The sequence below is a fragment of the Pelovirga sp. genome, from assembly GCF_059864205.1.
Genome location: NZ_JCBCBS010000184.1, coordinates 1 through 15,771, shown reverse-complemented (window position 1 = coordinate 15,771; position 15,771 = coordinate 1). Strand labels below are relative to the sequence as shown.

Sequence of the window (15,771 nt, the reverse complement as noted above, 5' to 3'; positions counted from 1 at the left end):
CTGTCGCCTTTCGTGAAAAGAGGTAGCGACCAGCCAATATCCTCTGCTGCGAAGAGGAGTTCCTCCCTCGGCACACCACAAGTCGCCCCACGCCAGTGGCAAGCTCTTTTGCTGACTTTTGGAGCGCTTGCCAAAAGTCAGGCGGCGGGTGGGGCCGCGACCCCGCGGTTCTGTTGTTTAAAGGGTCTAGGGGGCGTTGTTAAGGGTCAAGGGGACATTCTATATTGGCTGAATAGAGCCCCGCCTTCTGCTACAGTCCCTCCATGCCACGCCAACCTCGTATTCGGGTGACACAATATCGATTAAAAGATGATCGGTTTTGTGTCACCCGGAATATTCGCACCCTCCCCATGCGCCCTTGCCTTCCTAGGGCACCAAAGCTATACTTTAGTGCAATGATATAACTGAAATAAGGAGGGTCCTGTGGCGACTCAAGCAGATAAGTCTCAGCCGATGGTAAAAGTCATCGGATCTAATGGTCAAATTTCTCTCGGCAAAAGGTATGCTGGGCGTCAGGTTCTGGTGGAAGAGAGCGAACCCGGAGTCTGGATTGTCCGTACGGCGACTGTGATCCCCGACAATGAGCAGTGGCTGCATCAGCCTCAAGCTGTTGATGATTTGCAAAGGGCGCTGAAGTGGGCCGTTGACAATGGACCTCAGGAATCCGATGTGGAGTTTTTAAACCGGCAGCTAAACCATGACTGAGAATGCAATAATGGTGCGGCTTGATTTAAACAATCCGGTATTTCAGGAAAACCTGTTGACTCTGCAGAAACCGGAGCGCCTGGCAGCTCTTGACACCCTGAACAAAATCCGCCAACTGACCTGGAATCAGCTGTACCGTGATAGCGGGTTGAAGTGGGAAAAAATCAGCAGCATTAAGCCCCCTCAGGGCATGACAGCCGTATACTCCCTGCGCATTACCCGATCCCGCCGCGCAACAGCTATCCGCGATGGTGAATTCATACGTTTTCTAACCATCGCCCCTGACCATGACAGTACTTACGGCAAGAAGTAAGGTTGGTATCTGTGGATCAAGGGTGGACGTAGGGGACATTCTATATTGGTTGAATAGAGCCCCGCCTTCTGCTACAGTCCCTCCATGCCACGCCAACCTCGCATCGACATCCCCGGCCTCTTGCAGCACGTTGAGGAAGGGGGAGTACGGGTATTTTGGACACCCGCGAACATTCAAGCACACACACTTCAGAACACGCCAAAACCTTGCAGCCCGTAGCGTGACATGCTACATTGCTTTTCATGATTATCAGTTTTCAACATAAAGGTCTCGAGCGACTCTATCATTCGGATTCAGTCGCCGGCATTCAACCGGCGCATGCTCCAAAGCTCAGACGCATTCTTGCTGTATTAGATGCAGCATCGTCGCCAGAAGAACTCAAACTACCGGGCTACAGACTTCATCCATTGAAAGGGAATTTGCAGGGGCACTTTTCCCTGTGGGTCAATGGAAACTGGCGCGTTACTTTTCGCTTTGTTGGCCAAGATGTCGAACTGGTAAACTATCTGGATTATCACTGAGGGAGTCGTTTATGCTTAAAAATCATCCGCACCCAGGCGAAATATTGCGCGAGGATGTTCTGTCGCCACTGGCAATTGACGTGACCGACGCGGCACAGCGTCTTGGGATCGCCCGCTCAACCTTGTCGCGCATCATTCATTGTCATTCAGGAATTAGTCCGTTGCTGGCGTTGCGGCTGGAAAAAGCTGGTGTTAGCACCGCTCGGTTCTGGATGACGCTACAGGCAAATTACGAACTCGCCAAAGCTGAACAGGATGACAGCCTGCTGGAGGTAAAAACTTTGTATGAGGCTGTTTGAGGGGGTTAGGGGGACGTGTGCGAACTGACGGGGACAGCCCCTCTGAACAAAGGTACTGTCCCCTTTCCGGTCTCGTGTTAATGGCTGAGAAAAAACGGTAATCGGGGGTTGGGCGAGGTGACGTTGTTTAATTGTTGAATAGTTCGTCTTCTCCCGCTACTTGTCATTCATTCAACTTTGGAATGAAGTAAACATCGGCTCGTCCCTGCAAATCGGAATCTGATGTAACTAAAGTAGAGCCACAATGACGAGCTACCGTTAAAATCATCGCGTCGGCCATCGCAAGGCCTTCAGCAAGAGAAATATCAGCAGCCAGCAAAGCCAGATTTTCATCAAAGGGGATCACACGTGATTTTTTCATGAAACCAACAGCTTGCAAGGCTTTTTCTTCACCAACGGTGCGCTTTAGAAATTTATAAACTTCATAAAGTACAATTGTGGGCACAACAAGGTGTTCATGCTCAGATAAATATGGATAAAATTTATCCGCTAGAGCCCCATCAGAAAACCATTCCAACCAACCACAAGAATCGACAACCCACATTAAAAACGATCCGACTTATCGCGAATATTGCTGATATCGACTCCTGAAGCAATGCCACGCAAATCTTCCAAAGACGATTCCGGCACGAGAATCAACAATCTGTCCTTTTCTATAAAGGTCAGCTTTTGTTTTGGCTTCAAGGCATAATGTTCCCTGATGGCCTTGGGGATAACGACCTGATATTTTTCGGAAATGGTTGTCTGCATTATCATTCTCCTCTTATTATATCGATGGAAAAATCGTACAACGTCTTCATCGGCCTGTCAAGGAACAGGGATGAGTTCCTGACCACATGTTATTCGGGGGACATAATACCGATTAAAAGATGATCGGACTTTAAACCAACCCCATAACCGGCGGGTAGCGTCCCGCCAGACGTCATCCTTTTGATAGGCGTCAAAAGGATGCAAAAACGCCTCCACTGGCGTGGGGCGACGTGAGCTAGACGTTTATGGCGCGTTCTTCCGGCGAACATCTAGGTGACGGCTATCGTCAGCAAATCAACATGTTCAACCTGGTCGCCCTGCGCGCAAGCGCTGAGGGGCCTATGACGGAGGACCGCAGCGTCGATTTTTCTGATGGTGATACCGTTCTTTTTTGCAGAAAATCTCCGGGCCTTGACCACCGAACGTACGGGCCGCATCCCCTGGCGAGCGCAGCGAGAGGGGGCGCCTGTCGCCTTTCGTGAAAAGAGGTAGCGACCAGCCAATATCCTCTGCTGCGAAGAGGAGTTCCTCCCTCGGCACACCACAAGTCGCCCCACGCCAGTGGAAAGCTCTTTTGCTGACTTTTGGAGCGCTTGCCAAAAGTCAGGCGGCAGGCGGGGCCGCGACCCCGCAGTTCTGTTGTTGAAATCGGGAGGACATAATACCGATTAAAAGAATAAACGGTTTTATGCCCCCAGGGGGAGTTCCCCTGAGACGGCAAATGGATGTCTGGTCGCCGGATCGGCGGACCACAAAAAACAGATTGAAAAGGTCGGAAGGCATGAAGGGTTTGTGAATTCAGATATTGCCCCGGAGAGCGTCCGCGAGGTTAAGGGAAATCTCCGTTTTCCCCTTGACTTTACTTATCATGGATGTCCCCCGATTAAATTCGTTTTATTTTTGGGTAGTTGGTTAAGAATTAGCGGTCCGAAAGGATTTTGTTGAAAAACGTGGTAGTATGTAATGAACGATTTGAAAGTTTCGAAGAGTAACTGGTTTTTTCTACAATCAAGGAGGAAGAAAAATGAAACGGATGATCAATGTTGTGTTGGTAGGTGCCATGGTACTGGTTCTTGCAGGTTGTGCTACGCAGTACACTTTGGCCCCGGAAGATGATAAATTGATGCGTGACGCGATCGCTGCTTCTCAGGCGGCAGCAGCCTCGGCACAGCAGGCGCAAGCTGCTGCAACCAAGGCTGAAAACGCTGCGGCAAAGTGCGAAAGATCTGTCGCCCTTTGTGACGCTGCTGCAAGCTCTGCCCAGGCAAGCGCTGATCGCGCCGAAGCTGCTGCCGATAAAGCAGCGAAGGCTTTTGAGTTAAGTCAGCAGAAATAAGCTGTTCGAGCAATTTCTGTGCAGTAACAAAAAGCCCCGGTTAGCCGGGGCTTTTTTGTTGCCATCAGGGCTGATTCGGTGGTGCTGATACGGGCTGAGGCACACCAGTGCGCTGCTCGAGGATGAGACGTGCCTGCGGCCAGTCGATGTCAGCCTGAGGAGCAACCAGATCACGTTGACGCAGAATTTCCGCTATGGGCGCCACCACCCGATTGGTCGGGTCGGGGTGGGCTTCGAGGTACAATCGTCCTTCCTTGAGTCCCAGTTTAATCGGCTGATCGATGATCGTGACCGCCATACCGAGGTACACGCGCTCAAACAGCAGCTGGATATGTTCCGGATAGAGGCGGATACAGCCGCTACTGACCTGGCGGCCAATACCAAAGGGACGATTGGTTCCGTGCAGACCGATGTGCTTCTGCGAGAGGCCGATCCAGTAATCACCCAGGGGGTTGTCCGGTCCCGGTGGAATTACCGCCGGTAGCTGCGGATGCTCTGCACGCCAGCTGGGCGGCGGTGTCCAGCTCGGATTGGCAATCATGGTGACAACCTGATTATAGCCGGTCGGGGTATCGCGACCTTCGCGGCCGATACCGATGGGATAGACATTTATCAGGGGTTGTTGCCGCCCTTCGCGGATCAGGTACAGCCGCTGTTCAGCCAGGTTGATGGTGATTCCTGCTTGCGCCTGATAAGGAACGATTGCCGCGCGGGGAATGAGAAGCTCGCTATCAGTTGGTGGTTGCCAGGGGTCGATGGTGGGGTTGGCATTTATCAGTGTGCCGTAACCAATGCCATGCCGGCGTGCTAATTCAATCAGGGTGTCGCCGGGGTGAATCAGCTGGTAGAAGTTTTCGCCCACCAGGGTGTCGGATGTTATTGCAAAGACCGACGATGGCACTACGAGCAACAAGGGCAATAGCCAAAGTACCATTGTGCCCGGCAAAAAACGTGATATTTTGGGAGTTAATAATGGCATCAGATCGTTGCTATCGGTGGCTGTGTGCAATTTGGATAAAAAATATTGTTCCGGTTTTTTCAAAGATTGTACCTGTCTTTTCGCACAGCTCCATGTCCGCTGTAAACAGAAGATTTCTGCGTTGATTGTCGTCTTTCGCTTTTTGCCTGTCTGTGGAATAATGCGATACTTTCATTCTTGCCCAAAGGTCACCCATGTCCGACAAGGTTCAGCGCCTCTATCTGGTTGATGGTTCTTCCTATATCTATCGTGCCTATTTCGCCATCCGCCATCTTTCCAACTCAAAGGGAGAGGCAACCAACGCTATCTATGGCTTTACCACCATGTTGCTGACTCTGCTGCGCCAGGAACAACCCGACCATATCGCGGTGATTTTTGACAGCAAGGGGCCAACCTTCCGCAAGGACCTTTACCCCGACTATAAGGCCAACCGTAGTGCCATGCCGGAGGATCTGGTGCCGCAGATCCCGGTCATCAAAGAGGTGGTGCAGGCATTGCGGATGCCGGCACTGGAGTTGCCGGGTTTTGAGGCGGATGACATCATCGCTACCCTGGCGCGGCGCTTCGCTGCCCAGGGGCTCGAGGTGACAGTGGTCACCGGCGACAAGGATCTGATGCAGATCGTTGATGAACGTATTCGCCTGCTCGATACCATGAAAGGCAAGGTGACGGGGCGCCAGGAGGTGATCGAACGTTTCGGCGTGCCACCGGAGCAGGTGCTCGAGATTCTTGGGCTTGCCGGTGACAGCTCCGACAACATCCCCGGTGTCCCTGGTATCGGGGAAAAAACCGCCAGTGCTCTGATCCAGGAGTTCGGCACTATTGACAATCTGCTGGCCCATATCGACCAGGTCAAAGGCAAGAAACGCCAGGAGAACCTGCAGGAATTTGCTGAGCAGGCGCGCCTGTCGCGCCGTCTGGCGGCGTTGGTGGATGACCTTGAGATGAATGTTGATTTTGACCGGTTTTTGCTGGAAGATCCCGACGCCGAGGCCCTGCAGGCCCTGTTCAAGCGCCTGGAATTCACCCGGCTACTCACCGATCTGCCGGCATTACAGGCGCAGCCCACGACCGATTCAGCCGCCGATTACCGCACGATTGCAACGGAAGATCAACTGGATGCCCTGATTGCAGAACTCAAAAACGCCGGAACCTTTGCCCTTGATACCGAAACCACCAGTTTGACTGCGGTTCAGGCCGACCTCGTCGGTCTGTCTTTTGCTGTGCGGCCTGATGCCGGTTGGTATGTGCCGGTGGGACACCGGTATCTCGGAGTACCCGAGCAATTACCGTTGGCGCTGGTAGTGGCAAAGTTCAAACCCTTGCTGGAGGACCCGCAGTATCAGAAAATCGGTCAGAATATCAAATATGATGCCCTGGTATTGCGTCGCGCCGGTATCGAGCTGGCGGGCATTTGTACCGATACGATGATACTGTCGTACCTGACCCATCCGGAGGCCAAATCCCACGGTCTTGATGCACTGGCTCTTGCCCACCTGAATTATCGCACGGTGCCCTATGCCGAGGTTGCCGGCACCGGCAAGAAGCAGATCTGCTTCAGTGAAGTCGAGGTAGAGAAAGCCACCCGCTATGCTGCTGAAGATGCCGATATTACCTGGCGCCTGGCGGACAAACTACTACCGGAGCTTAAGGATGAAGCGAGCCGCAGGCTTTTTGCGGAAGTCGAAATGCCTCTGGTCGATGTTCTTACCCGGATGGAATGGACGGGTATCCGCGTCGATGCTGATTTTCTCGGTATTCTCTCGGCGGAGATGGGTGAACGCCTGCAGGTTCTCGAAGAACAGATTCATCAGTTAGCCGGCAGCGCTTTTAATATCAATTCTCCTAAGCAACTGGGCGAGGTGCTGTTTGAACGTCTTGGCCTGGCGAAGGGCAAAAAAACCAAAAGCGGCTGGTCGACCAATGTCGAGGTGTTGCAGGGGTTGGCTGATCAGCATGAGATCGCCGCGCGGATTCTTGATTATCGTTCGGTCAGCAAGCTTAAAAGCACCTATACCGATGCTTTGCCGCGCATGATCAATCCGGCCAGCGGGCGCTTGCATACCTCCTTTAACCAGGCGGTGACCGCTACCGGACGTCTTTCATCGAGCGATCCCAACCTGCAGAACATTCCGATCCGGACCCCCGAGGGGCGGCGGATTCGTGAAGCCTTTATTCCGCAGGATGGGTGGGTGCTGCTGGCGGCAGACTATTCGCAGGTCGAGTTACGGGTGATGGCGCACATGGCCGATGTGGCTGACTTAAAGCAGAGTTTTGCCGCCGGTGAGGACATTCACCGCCGCACCGCCTCGGAAATCTTCAATGTCTTTCCGGAAATGGTCAGTGCTGAGATGCGCCGTCAGGCCAAAACCATCAACTTCGGTGTATTGTATGGCATGGGGGCATTCAGCCTGGCGAAGGACCTGGGGATCGGTCGTGCCCAGGCCCAGGAGTTTATCGATCAGTATTTTCAGCGCTACCCGGCAGTGCTTGAGTTTCTCGAAGAAAAAAAGGCGCAGGCGCGTGAACACCAGTATGTGACGACCCTGCTCGGACGGCGCTGTGCTATTGCGGAGATTCACAGCAGCAATGGTGCGGTGCGCAGCTACGCCGAACGCAACGCCATCAACTATCCGATTCAGGGCAGTGCGGCCGATATCATCAAGGTCGCCATGGTCAATATCGATCGGCGCTTACGTAAAGAAAAGTTGCAGACTCGCATGCTGCTGCAGGTTCATGATGAACTGGTGTTTGAGGCCCCGGCGCAGGAACAGGAATACGTCGCGTCACTGGTTCGCGACGAGATGGAAAATGCGGTTGCTCTAGATTTGCCGCTGCAGGTAGATCTGGGATCGGGTAAAAACTGGGCCCAGGCTCATTAAGGAATTATAGCTGTTCAGCTCTGTCCTTGCCACAGGACTCCCGACCCGGTGCTGAACAGATACAAGGCATGAAGAATATCGGCGGTCGCCCCGCTATAGCAACATCCTAAGGAGATTGTATTTGATGAATTTGAAGCGCTACGCAATGAAAGATCTGGCTTGTCCGCAACTCACCGATGTTCCGCCCCTGGGGATGGATGCCGCCTCCCTGGAAATGGATATTCGTCATTACTACACCAACAATCTTGGGCGCGATCAGCATTGTCGTTTGCTCTACTACGCTTACGAAGCACTGGCCCTGACCATCCGCGATCGTTTGATGGAGCGCTGGAAGAATACCCGCCAGGCTTACGAGGACGCCGACGCCCGGCGCTGTTATTATCTATCACTGGAATTTCTGATGGGGCGTACCCTGGGTAACGCGGTGCTCAATCTCGGGCTGGACGAGGAACTTGAAAAAGCTCTGAATAATCTGTGTTTGCGCTATGAAGATCTGGTCGATGCCGAACCGGATGCCGGTCTGGGTAACGGTGGCCTCGGGCGTCTGGCGGCATGCTTTCTCGATAGTTGTGCGACCCTGCAACTGCCGGTCATGGGCTATGGTATCCGCTATGAGTACGGCATGTTTCGTCAGAACATCAACAATGGCTATCAGGTCGAAGAACCGGATCACTGGCTGGCGATGATGAACCGCTGGGAGGTGGAACGGCGTGAGTACCGCCAGCGCATCAAGTTTGGTGGGCACAGCGAACACTATTATGATGACAACGGCCGGCGTCGGGCGCGTTGGGTTGATACCCAGGATGTGCAGGCCATCCCCTACGACGTACCGATCCCGGGTTTTAACAACGGTACCGTCAATACCCTGCGTCTGTGGCGCGCCGAGGCCACCGAAGAATTTGATCTGGGCGAGTTTAATGCCGGTGATTATGCCGGTTCAGTGGCCGCAAAAAATGAAGCCGAAAAAATTACCATGGTGCTCTATCCTAATGATGCCAGTGAAAACGGTAAGAATCTGCGCCTGGGGCAGCAGTATTTTCTTGCCTCGGCCAGTCTGCAGGATGTGATTGATCGCTGGACAACCATCAAGGGGAACGATTTCAGTCGCTTTGCCGAACTGAATTGTTTTCAGCTCAACGACACCCATCCCTGTTGTGCGGTGCCGGAATTGATGCGCCTGCTGCTTGATGTCCACCATCTGACCTGGGATGAAGCCTGGGAGATCGTTCAGGCCACCATGGCCTACACCAACCACACCTTGCTGCCCGAGGCCCTGGAAAAGTGGTCGGTACGCATGTTCCAGCACTTGTTGCCGCGGTTGCTGGAGATTATCTACGAAATCAACGCCCGTTTCCTCAAAGAGGTTGCCCTGCGCTGGCCGGGAGATCTGGAACGCCAGCGGCGCATGTCGTTGATTGAGGAAGGGCCGTCGCCGCAGGTGCGCATGGCTTACCTCGGCATTGTCGGCAGTTTCTCGGTTAACGGCGTTGCTGCGCTGCACTCGCGTTTGCTGCAGCAGGGGCTGTTTCGCGATTTTTACGAGATGTGGCCGGAAAAATTCAATAACAAGACCAACGGCGTGACCCAGCGGCGCTGGCTGGCTTATGCTAACCCGCTGCTGGCAGAATTGATCACTAGCCGCATCGGCAGTGGTTGGACGACCGATCTCACGGAATTAAAGCAGCTGCAAGTGTTTGCTGATGACAGTTCTTTTCAACAGCAGTGGCAGCAGGTCAAGCGCGCCAACAAGCAACTGCTGGCGGATTTTGTGGCCGATAAGTGTGGGGTCGCCTTCCCCCTTGACAGCTTGTTCGATGTACAGGTCAAGCGCATCCATGAGTACAAGCGCCAGTTGCTCAACGTCCTGCATGTCATTCATCTCTACTATCGCATCAAGCAGGGGGATACCGACAACTGGGTGCCGCGTGCCATTCTGATTGGCGGCAAGGCTGCCCCCGGCTATGCCATGGCCAAACTGATTATCAAGCTGGTCAACAATGTTGCCACGGTGATCAATCACGATCCCCAGGTTGGTGATCTGCTCAAGGTGGTTTTTCTGCCCAACTACAATGTCTCGGCTATGGAGACCATCTGCGCCGGTACCGATCTGTCCGAACAGATCTCCACCGCCGGCAAGGAGGCCTCGGGCACCGGCAACATGAAATTCATGATGAATGGCGCATTGACCATCGGCACCCTGGACGGTGCCAATATCGAGATGCGTGAAGAGGTTGGGGCGGAAAATTTCTTTTTGTTCGGGCTCTCGGCCGAGGAGGTCGAGGAGCGCCGTCGCCATTATGATCCCGCCAGCATTGTCGCAGCGGACAAACATCTGGCGCAGGTGATGCACCTCTTGCAGAGCGGTCATTTCAACCAGTTTGAGCCGGGGATTTTCGATCCGCTTATCCGCGCGATTTTCAATCCTGACGATCTGTGGATGGTTGCTGCCGACTTTGACAGCTACCGTATTGCTCAGCAAGAGGTGTCAATGGCCTATCGCGATCAGCAGAGCTGGACGCGGATGAGTATTTTGAATAGTGCTGCTTCCGGTAAGTTTTCTACCGATCGCACCATGCGTCAGTACAACCAGGATATCTGGCGGTTGCAGGCGGTGCCGGCGAAAAAAGTTGGAGATGACGGAAAGTATGTTTAAACAAAAAGTAGCTGTTCAGCACAGGACCCCCGACCCTGTAGCAAGGATGGAGCTGAACAGTTCTTCCAAAAAAAACCGGCTGGGCATCTTGTGATTGCCGGCAAGGTTCCATCATCCGGCAAGGTTCTCGGGTGCCTTTATCTTGCGCGGTCCCGATTTAATCGGCTTTTGTGTCGCAGCGGCAATGCCGCGAATCATGCCGTTGAAGACAAAAAAATGAAAAGGGGTGATCAGATACCAGTAGAGCAGACCAAGCAGTCCTCTGGGCAAAAAGCGAGCCGTTTGGCGCAGAACCGTACCGCCGTTTTCCAGTGGCGTCAGTTTGAACGACAGGGTCGCTTTTCCGGGCAACTTCATCTCCGCCACGAGTAACAGCTGCTGGTGGCGTTTTAATGCCAGGACCCGCCAGAAATCAATGACATCTCCCTGATGGAGCTCTGCTGAACTGCGGCGACCACGACAGAGCCCGACACCACCACTGAGTCGATCAATCAGTCCGCGAATCGTCCAGAGCCAGTTTGCGTAGTAGTAACCGACATCCCCACCGATGGATGAGACAGCCGGCCAGATTTCTGCCGGAGTGGCATCAAGGGTCAGTTCACGAGTATCTTCAAAGGCGCTTCCCCCCGCCCAACCTGGATCACCGGGAGTGCTCCATTCCGCCGGTTGAAGTGTCCCGGAATCGGTCCATGTCGTTTCAACTTGCTGCTGATGAATCCGGTCGAGAGCCAGGCGGATCGCCTTGCGGGAATCGAATAGCTCCTGCGGAAGCAGTTCGGTAATGCGGTTTTCTGTGCAGACAACCGGGTTGCGCAACCCTTCTGCCAGTGGTCGAGCGATAGAGGCGGGCACTGGCGTAACCAGGTGGATCCAGTAGGAACTCAAACGTGGTGTCAAAATCGGTATTGGAATAATCCAGCGTTTGGGTAGACCCGCTTCTTCGGCGTAGGTTTCCATCAGCTCACGATAGGTGGTGATATCTGGTTTCCCGATATCAAAGGTTTGACCAATCATCTCGGGTTTTTCGAGGCAGCCGACCAGGTAGTAGAGGACATTACGCACGCCGATTGGTTGACAGGGAGTGCTGACCCAGCGCGGCGAGATGATGACCGGCAGGCGATCGACCAGATAGCGGAGAATTTCAAAGGAAGCACTACCGGAGCCAATGATCATGGCCGCTCGCAGGATGGTCACCGGCACTGTGCCCTCGCGCAGACAATTGCCCACTTCCGTTCGCGATTTCAGGTGATGACTGAGTGTATGATCGGACTCACCCAGGCCACCTAAATAGATAATCTGCTCCAGTCCTGCCTGACTGGCTGCCGATGCCATATTTCGGGCGGCAGCACGATCGGTGGCGGCAAAGTCCGTCACATCCGGAAGCATGGAGTGAACCAGATAAAAGGCGGCCCGGCACGAAGCGACGGCTCTGGTCAGGCTGTCAAGGTCGAGAATGTTCCCTTTGACGATCTCCAGATTGGGGTGCTCTGCCCAGAGGCGGTCTGCAAGTTTCTCTGGGGCCCGTGCCAATGCCCTGACCCGATAACCGGCGTCGAGCAATTTTGGAATCAAGCGGCCGCCAATATAACCTGTCCCGCCTGCGACAAAGATCGGCTTGCTGTCGTTGTGACTGTCCATTGACGTCTCCAAACTAAAATAAGGGAAAGGCGCTATGCCATAATATCCATGGTTTATTCGCGGGATTTTTCTGCTAAGCTGGATAAAAAAGGAGATTATACCATGGAAAACAAAATCCGACTCGGGATAAGTGCTTGCCTGCTCGGTGCACAGGTGCGTTACGATGGCGGCCACCAGCTTGACCGGTTCCTGCGCGATGTGCTTGGTGAATATGTCGAGTATGTGCCGGTTTGTCCCGAGGTTGAGATCGGCTTGCCGATTCCGCGGGAAACCTTGCGGTTGGTAGAGAACGCTGAGCAGCAGGTGCGTCTGGTGTTTTCGCGCAGCGGTGAGGATATTACCGAGCGGATGGAGGACTGGGCGCGCGCGCGCGTCAAACAACTGGAGAAAGAGCAGCTTGACGGCTTTGTCTTCAAAGCCAAGTCGCCGAGCAGCGGCATGGAGCGGGTCAAGCTTTATGATCGTAATGGGGTGCCGAAAAAAGTCGGGGTCGGGGTGTTTGCCCGCCACTTCATGGAACACTTTCCTCTGTTGCCGGTTGAGGAGGATGGGCGTCTGAATGATCCGCGTTTGCGCGAGAATTTTATCACCGCGATTTTTGTCCTCAAGCGCTGGCGCCAGATGCTCGCCACAGGCTTCAGCCTCGGTCGGCTGGTGGAGTTTCACACCCGTCATAAACTGTTGATCATGGCGCACAGTCCACAGCATTACCGGCAGATGGGTAAGCTGGTGGCGGCTGGGAAAGATTACTCCCTGACCGAACTGCGTCAGAACTATTTGGCTGAGCTGGTAGCGACCCTGCGTTTAAAAACCACGGTGAAAAAGCAGATAAATGTGATGCAGCATGTCCTCGGCTATTTCAAGCGTCAGCTTGCGGCCGATGAAAAACAGGAAGTGCTTGAATTAATTGAAAATTACCGCCAGGAGCTGGTGCCGATGATTGTTCCCTTGACCCTGCTTAACCACTATATCCGTAAGTACGATCAGTCTTATCTACAGCAGCAGTATTATCTGAATCCGCATCCCAAGGAGCTGAAGCTGCTCAATCAGATCTGAACAACGTTGTTTATAGGATCGAGATTGATGCTGCCCGCTAATAATCTGGATCCTGCGATTGCGCGCAGGATGACACTGATGCAATTAAACGCTGCAGTCATTCTGCGCGCAGTCGCAGAATCTACTTCCTCTTTTCTGCTTTACCGGAGTCAAAGAGTCAAACAGAAAACCAAAAAACATTTTTCAGCCCGCTTACAAATCAGGCTAGAATAAGCTCAATCTCGGGTGGATCGCTCAGCGCCTTTTTTACCGAACACTGGTCAACGCTGCGCATAATGGCCTGCTGGTACTTTTCCGGAAAATCGGTGGGCAGGCTCGTTTTATCCTGATAACAAGGTGATATTGCGTAGCGCCCGACTTACCCCAGCAGTTGCTGCATCTGCTGAAAAAAATTGCTGGCGCTTTTTTCCTGCTGTTCTTCCCCGCCGTCGGCGGGAATCCCCGCCTGACGGGTCGCCAGCAGTTGTTGCGGTAGCTCCGCCAGAAAGCGGCTTGGTTCACGTAGCTCCAGCTTGCCATGTTTACGGCGTTGACGGGCGCCAAGCAGCACCAGTCGTTGTTCGGCGCGGGTGATGCCGACATAGCAGAGGCGGCGTTCCTCGTCGATATCACAGGTCACATCAAGCGATTTTTTATGTGGTAAAAACCCTTCCTCCATCCCGACCAGAAAAACCACCGGAAACTCCAGCCCCTTGCTTGAGTGCAGACTCATCAGCGTCACCGTGTTGCCGGACAGCAACTTCTCCTTGTCGTCCTTGCCGGCGGGATCAGCATCGAGCAGGGAAATAGCATCGACAAAGCCGGCAAGACTGGGATGCTCGCTGCGCTCGATATAGCCGCCGAGGGAGTTGAGGATTTCGTTCTGGTTTTCAATCCGGCGCTGGGCGGTTTGGGGATCTTTTTCCTGACGGTAGATTTCATCAGCCAGCTTCAGCTCATTCAGTAGATCGCGCAGGGTGTCGAGCAGGCGCAAAGGGTTCTTGAACTTGCTCTGATAGCTTTTAATCAGCGCGACAAACTCTGCAATGGCGGTCAGGGTCTTTTGCCCCATGCCGTCAAACTGTTCCGGTTGCTGCAGGAGCTTCCAGATGCCGGCGTTCTGTTCGGCCGAGCGACGGATGATCTGATCGATGCTGTTTTCCCCGATCCCGCGCTTGGGGTAATTGATAATCCGCAGCAGGTTTACTTCGTCGGCGGGATTGAGGATGGTGCGCAGGTAGGCGACCAGGTCGCGAATCTCCTTGCGGTCGAAAAACTGCTGACCACCAATCAGGACATAGGGGATGTTGTCGTAGCGCAGCTGTTCTTCGAAAGCCCGCGACTGGGTATTGGTGCGGTAGAGAATGGCAAAGTCACTGAACTTGCGCTGATGGCGGAAGGTCTCGGCATGGATCAGTTCGACCACCTGACGCGCTTCGTCTTCACTATCCTCACAGCGCAGATAATCGATAGCGTACCCTGCCGGGCTGCTGGTCCACAGGGTTTTGGGGCGGCGCTGACGGTTGTTGGCGATAAGGTGGTTGGCGGCCGCCAGAATGTTGGCGCTGGATCGGTAATTCTGCTCCAGTTTGATGATGCGGGTGCCGGGAAAGTCCTTTTCAAAGTCGAGAATGTTGCTGATGTCGGCACCGCGAAAAGCGTAGATGCTCTGATCATCGTCACCAACGACACAGAGATTTTTATGGCCGCCGGCCAGCAGCTTGAGCAGTTGATACTGCACCGGGTTGGTGTCCTGATATTCGTCGACCATCTGGTAGACAAAGCGCTGTTGGTAGTGCGCCAGAATTTCACTTTGTCCTTCGAGCAGGCGTACCGTCAGGAGCAGCAGATCGTCAAAATCGACGGCGTTGTAGGCTTTTAGTGCTTTTTGATAGCGCGGATAGATGGTCGCAACAAGGTGTGATAACGGATCACGCAGGTTGGGCAGATACTGGCCGGCGTCGATCAGGCGGTTCTTGGCTGCTGAAATTCGCCAGATCATCTGCTCGGCATCGCGGTTGCTGCTGTCAGCACCGGCATCGCGCAGTAATTCACGGATCAGACGCAGTTGGTCGCTGGTGGCATAAATGGAAAAATTGCGCTTGAAACCGAGGCGGTCGATATGGCTTTTGAGAATCTGCACGCCGAGGGAATGGAAGGTGGAGATGGTCATCCCTTTGGCGGCGTTGCGGCCGGTCATCTCCTGCACCCGTTCACGCATCTCGCGTGCCGCCTTGTTGGTGAAGGTCACCGCCAGAATGTGCTCCGGGCTGGTGCCCTGCTGCACCAGGTGGGCAATGCGGCAGGTGATAACCCGAGTTTTGCCCGAGCCGGCTCCGGCGAGCAGCAGCAGGGGGCCGGCGCCGTGGGTCACGGCCTGACGTTGATGTGGATTGAGCTGGTTCAGATCAAACATGGTGAGTTGCCTGCCGGGTGAAATGAGTGGGAGCCATCTGATACCTGAGAACGCCCTGCGGGTCAAGAGGGTGTTAGCCGACAAAAAAGTTGATGGGTGACCATCTTCGCTTTCAAACTGAAATTTTGATCAAAGCAGTTGATTCTCGCAAAGGCATCTGCTAGATTGCGCGCCATGTTTCGAATGGCAATTCTTATTATCAGCATACTCTGGGCTTCACTGCTGTTGATTTCCTGGGGCGGGG

At 53.8% G+C, this 15,771-nt stretch carries 14 protein-coding genes; 8 read left to right on the top strand and 6 right to left on the bottom strand.

Annotation, left to right across the window (positions count from 1 at the left end):
* Positions 1-423: 423 nt before the first annotated feature.
* The 4 genes from AC6F7T_RS11750 (at position 424) to AC6F7T_RS11735 (ending at position 1,838) form a co-directional block, all read left to right on the top strand.
* Positions 424-705: a hypothetical protein gene (locus AC6F7T_RS11750; protein WP_500719077.1), complete on the top strand. Its 282-nt coding sequence runs from the start codon at positions 424-426 to the stop codon at positions 703-705.
* On the top strand, positions 698-1,018 hold the full coding sequence (locus AC6F7T_RS11745; protein ID WP_500719075.1) for a hypothetical protein: 321 nt from the start codon (positions 698-700) through the stop codon (positions 1,016-1,018). Before AC6F7T_RS11750 ends, AC6F7T_RS11745 begins: the two co-directional genes overlap by 8 nt.
* Positions 1,019-1,260: 242 nt before the next feature.
* Positions 1,261-1,539, top strand: coding sequence for a type II toxin-antitoxin system RelE/ParE family toxin (locus AC6F7T_RS11740; protein WP_500719073.1), 279 nt, complete (start codon positions 1,261-1,263; stop codon positions 1,537-1,539).
* 11 nt (positions 1,540-1,550) lie between these two features.
* Complete coding sequence (locus AC6F7T_RS11735) at positions 1,551-1,838, top strand: HigA family addiction module antitoxin (protein ID WP_500719071.1); 288 nt, start codon at positions 1,551-1,553, stop codon at positions 1,836-1,838.
* Positions 1,839-2,001: 163 nt separating this feature from the next.
* Here AC6F7T_RS11735 and AC6F7T_RS11730 read toward each other — a convergent pair whose 3' ends face one another.
* Positions 2,002-2,382: a PIN domain-containing protein gene (locus tag AC6F7T_RS11730; protein ID WP_500719069.1), complete on the bottom strand. Its 381-nt coding sequence runs from the start codon at positions 2,380-2,382 to the stop codon at positions 2,002-2,004.
* Positions 2,382-2,588, bottom strand: coding sequence for an AbrB/MazE/SpoVT family DNA-binding domain-containing protein (locus AC6F7T_RS11725; protein WP_500719067.1), 207 nt, complete (start codon positions 2,586-2,588; stop codon positions 2,382-2,384). The genes AC6F7T_RS11730 and AC6F7T_RS11725 overlap by 1 nt, the downstream gene beginning before the upstream one ends.
* A gap of 1,024 nt (positions 2,589-3,612) precedes the next feature.
* Here AC6F7T_RS11725 and AC6F7T_RS11720 point away from each other — a divergent pair.
* The gene (locus tag AC6F7T_RS11720; RefSeq protein ID WP_500719065.1) at positions 3,613-3,924 is read left to right on the top strand and encodes a hypothetical protein; all 312 of its coding nucleotides are present in this window, start codon (positions 3,613-3,615) and stop codon (positions 3,922-3,924) included.
* A 64-nt stretch (positions 3,925-3,988) separates the two neighbouring features.
* Here the strand turns inward: AC6F7T_RS11720 and AC6F7T_RS11715 are convergent, their stop codons facing one another.
* The gene (locus tag AC6F7T_RS11715) at positions 3,989-4,903 is read right to left on the bottom strand and encodes a L,D-transpeptidase family protein (protein WP_500719064.1); all 915 of its coding nucleotides are present in this window, start codon (positions 4,901-4,903) and stop codon (positions 3,989-3,991) included.
* A gap of 194 nt (positions 4,904-5,097) precedes the next feature.
* On the opposite strand from AC6F7T_RS11715, the gene polA reads away from it, so the two are divergent.
* Positions 5,098-7,785, top strand: coding sequence for a DNA polymerase I (gene polA / locus AC6F7T_RS11710; protein WP_500719062.1), 2,688 nt, complete (start codon positions 5,098-5,100; stop codon positions 7,783-7,785).
* A gap of 124 nt (positions 7,786-7,909) precedes the next feature.
* Entirely contained in the window at positions 7,910-10,438 is a 2,529-nt protein-coding gene (locus tag AC6F7T_RS11705) for a glycogen/starch/alpha-glucan family phosphorylase (RefSeq protein ID WP_500719060.1), read from the top strand.
* Between the two features lie 111 nt (positions 10,439-10,549).
* Here AC6F7T_RS11705 and AC6F7T_RS11700 read toward each other — a convergent pair whose 3' ends face one another.
* Entirely contained in the window at positions 10,550-12,076 is a 1,527-nt protein-coding gene (locus tag AC6F7T_RS11700; RefSeq protein ID WP_500719057.1) for a DUF2867 domain-containing protein, read from the bottom strand.
* Between the two features lie 102 nt (positions 12,077-12,178).
* Here AC6F7T_RS11700 and AC6F7T_RS11695 point away from each other — a divergent pair, with 102 nt between their 5' ends.
* Positions 12,179-13,132, top strand: coding sequence for a DUF1722 domain-containing protein (locus AC6F7T_RS11695; protein WP_500719055.1), 954 nt, complete (start codon positions 12,179-12,181; stop codon positions 13,130-13,132).
* Positions 13,133-13,490: 358 nt separating this feature from the next.
* Here the strand turns inward: AC6F7T_RS11695 and AC6F7T_RS11690 are convergent, their stop codons facing one another.
* Both AC6F7T_RS11690 and AC6F7T_RS11685 read right to left on the bottom strand, forming a co-directional pair.
* On the bottom strand, positions 13,491-15,527 hold the full coding sequence (locus AC6F7T_RS11690) for a UvrD-helicase domain-containing protein (RefSeq protein ID WP_500719053.1): 2,037 nt from the start codon (positions 15,525-15,527) through the stop codon (positions 13,491-13,493).
* Between the two features lie 62 nt (positions 15,528-15,589).
* A partial coding sequence (locus AC6F7T_RS11685; protein ID WP_500719051.1) for a hypothetical protein occupies positions 15,590-15,771 on the bottom strand: 182 nt, incomplete at its 5' end.

Excerpts from the sequence above, each read along its gene's own strand:
- AC6F7T_RS11745 (WP_500719075.1), top strand. The coding sequence starts at position 698 with ATGACTGAGAATGCAATAATGGTGCGGCTTGATTTAAACAATCCGGTA.
- AC6F7T_RS11740 (WP_500719073.1), top strand. The coding sequence starts at position 1,261 with ATGATTATCAGTTTTCAACATAAAGGTCTCGAGCGACTCTATCATTCG.
- AC6F7T_RS11735 (WP_500719071.1), top strand. The coding sequence starts at position 1,551 with ATGCTTAAAAATCATCCGCACCCAGGCGAAATATTGCGCGAGGATGTT.
- AC6F7T_RS11730 (WP_500719069.1), bottom strand. The coding sequence starts at position 2,382 with ATGTGGGTTGTCGATTCTTGTGGTTGGTTGGAATGGTTTTCTGATGGG.
- AC6F7T_RS11725 (WP_500719067.1), bottom strand. The coding sequence starts at position 2,588 with ATGCAGACAACCATTTCCGAAAAATATCAGGTCGTTATCCCCAAGGCC.
- AC6F7T_RS11720 (WP_500719065.1), top strand. The coding sequence starts at position 3,613 with ATGAAACGGATGATCAATGTTGTGTTGGTAGGTGCCATGGTACTGGTT.
- AC6F7T_RS11715 (WP_500719064.1), bottom strand. The coding sequence starts at position 4,903 with ATGCCATTATTAACTCCCAAAATATCACGTTTTTTGCCGGGCACAATG.
- polA (WP_500719062.1), top strand. The coding sequence starts at position 5,098 with ATGTCCGACAAGGTTCAGCGCCTCTATCTGGTTGATGGTTCTTCCTAT.
- AC6F7T_RS11705 (WP_500719060.1), top strand. The coding sequence starts at position 7,910 with ATGAATTTGAAGCGCTACGCAATGAAAGATCTGGCTTGTCCGCAACTC.
- AC6F7T_RS11700 (WP_500719057.1), bottom strand. The coding sequence starts at position 12,076 with ATGGACAGTCACAACGACAGCAAGCCGATCTTTGTCGCAGGCGGGACA.
- AC6F7T_RS11695 (WP_500719055.1), top strand. The coding sequence starts at position 12,179 with ATGGAAAACAAAATCCGACTCGGGATAAGTGCTTGCCTGCTCGGTGCA.
- AC6F7T_RS11690 (WP_500719053.1), bottom strand. The coding sequence starts at position 15,527 with ATGTTTGATCTGAACCAGCTCAATCCACATCAACGTCAGGCCGTGACC.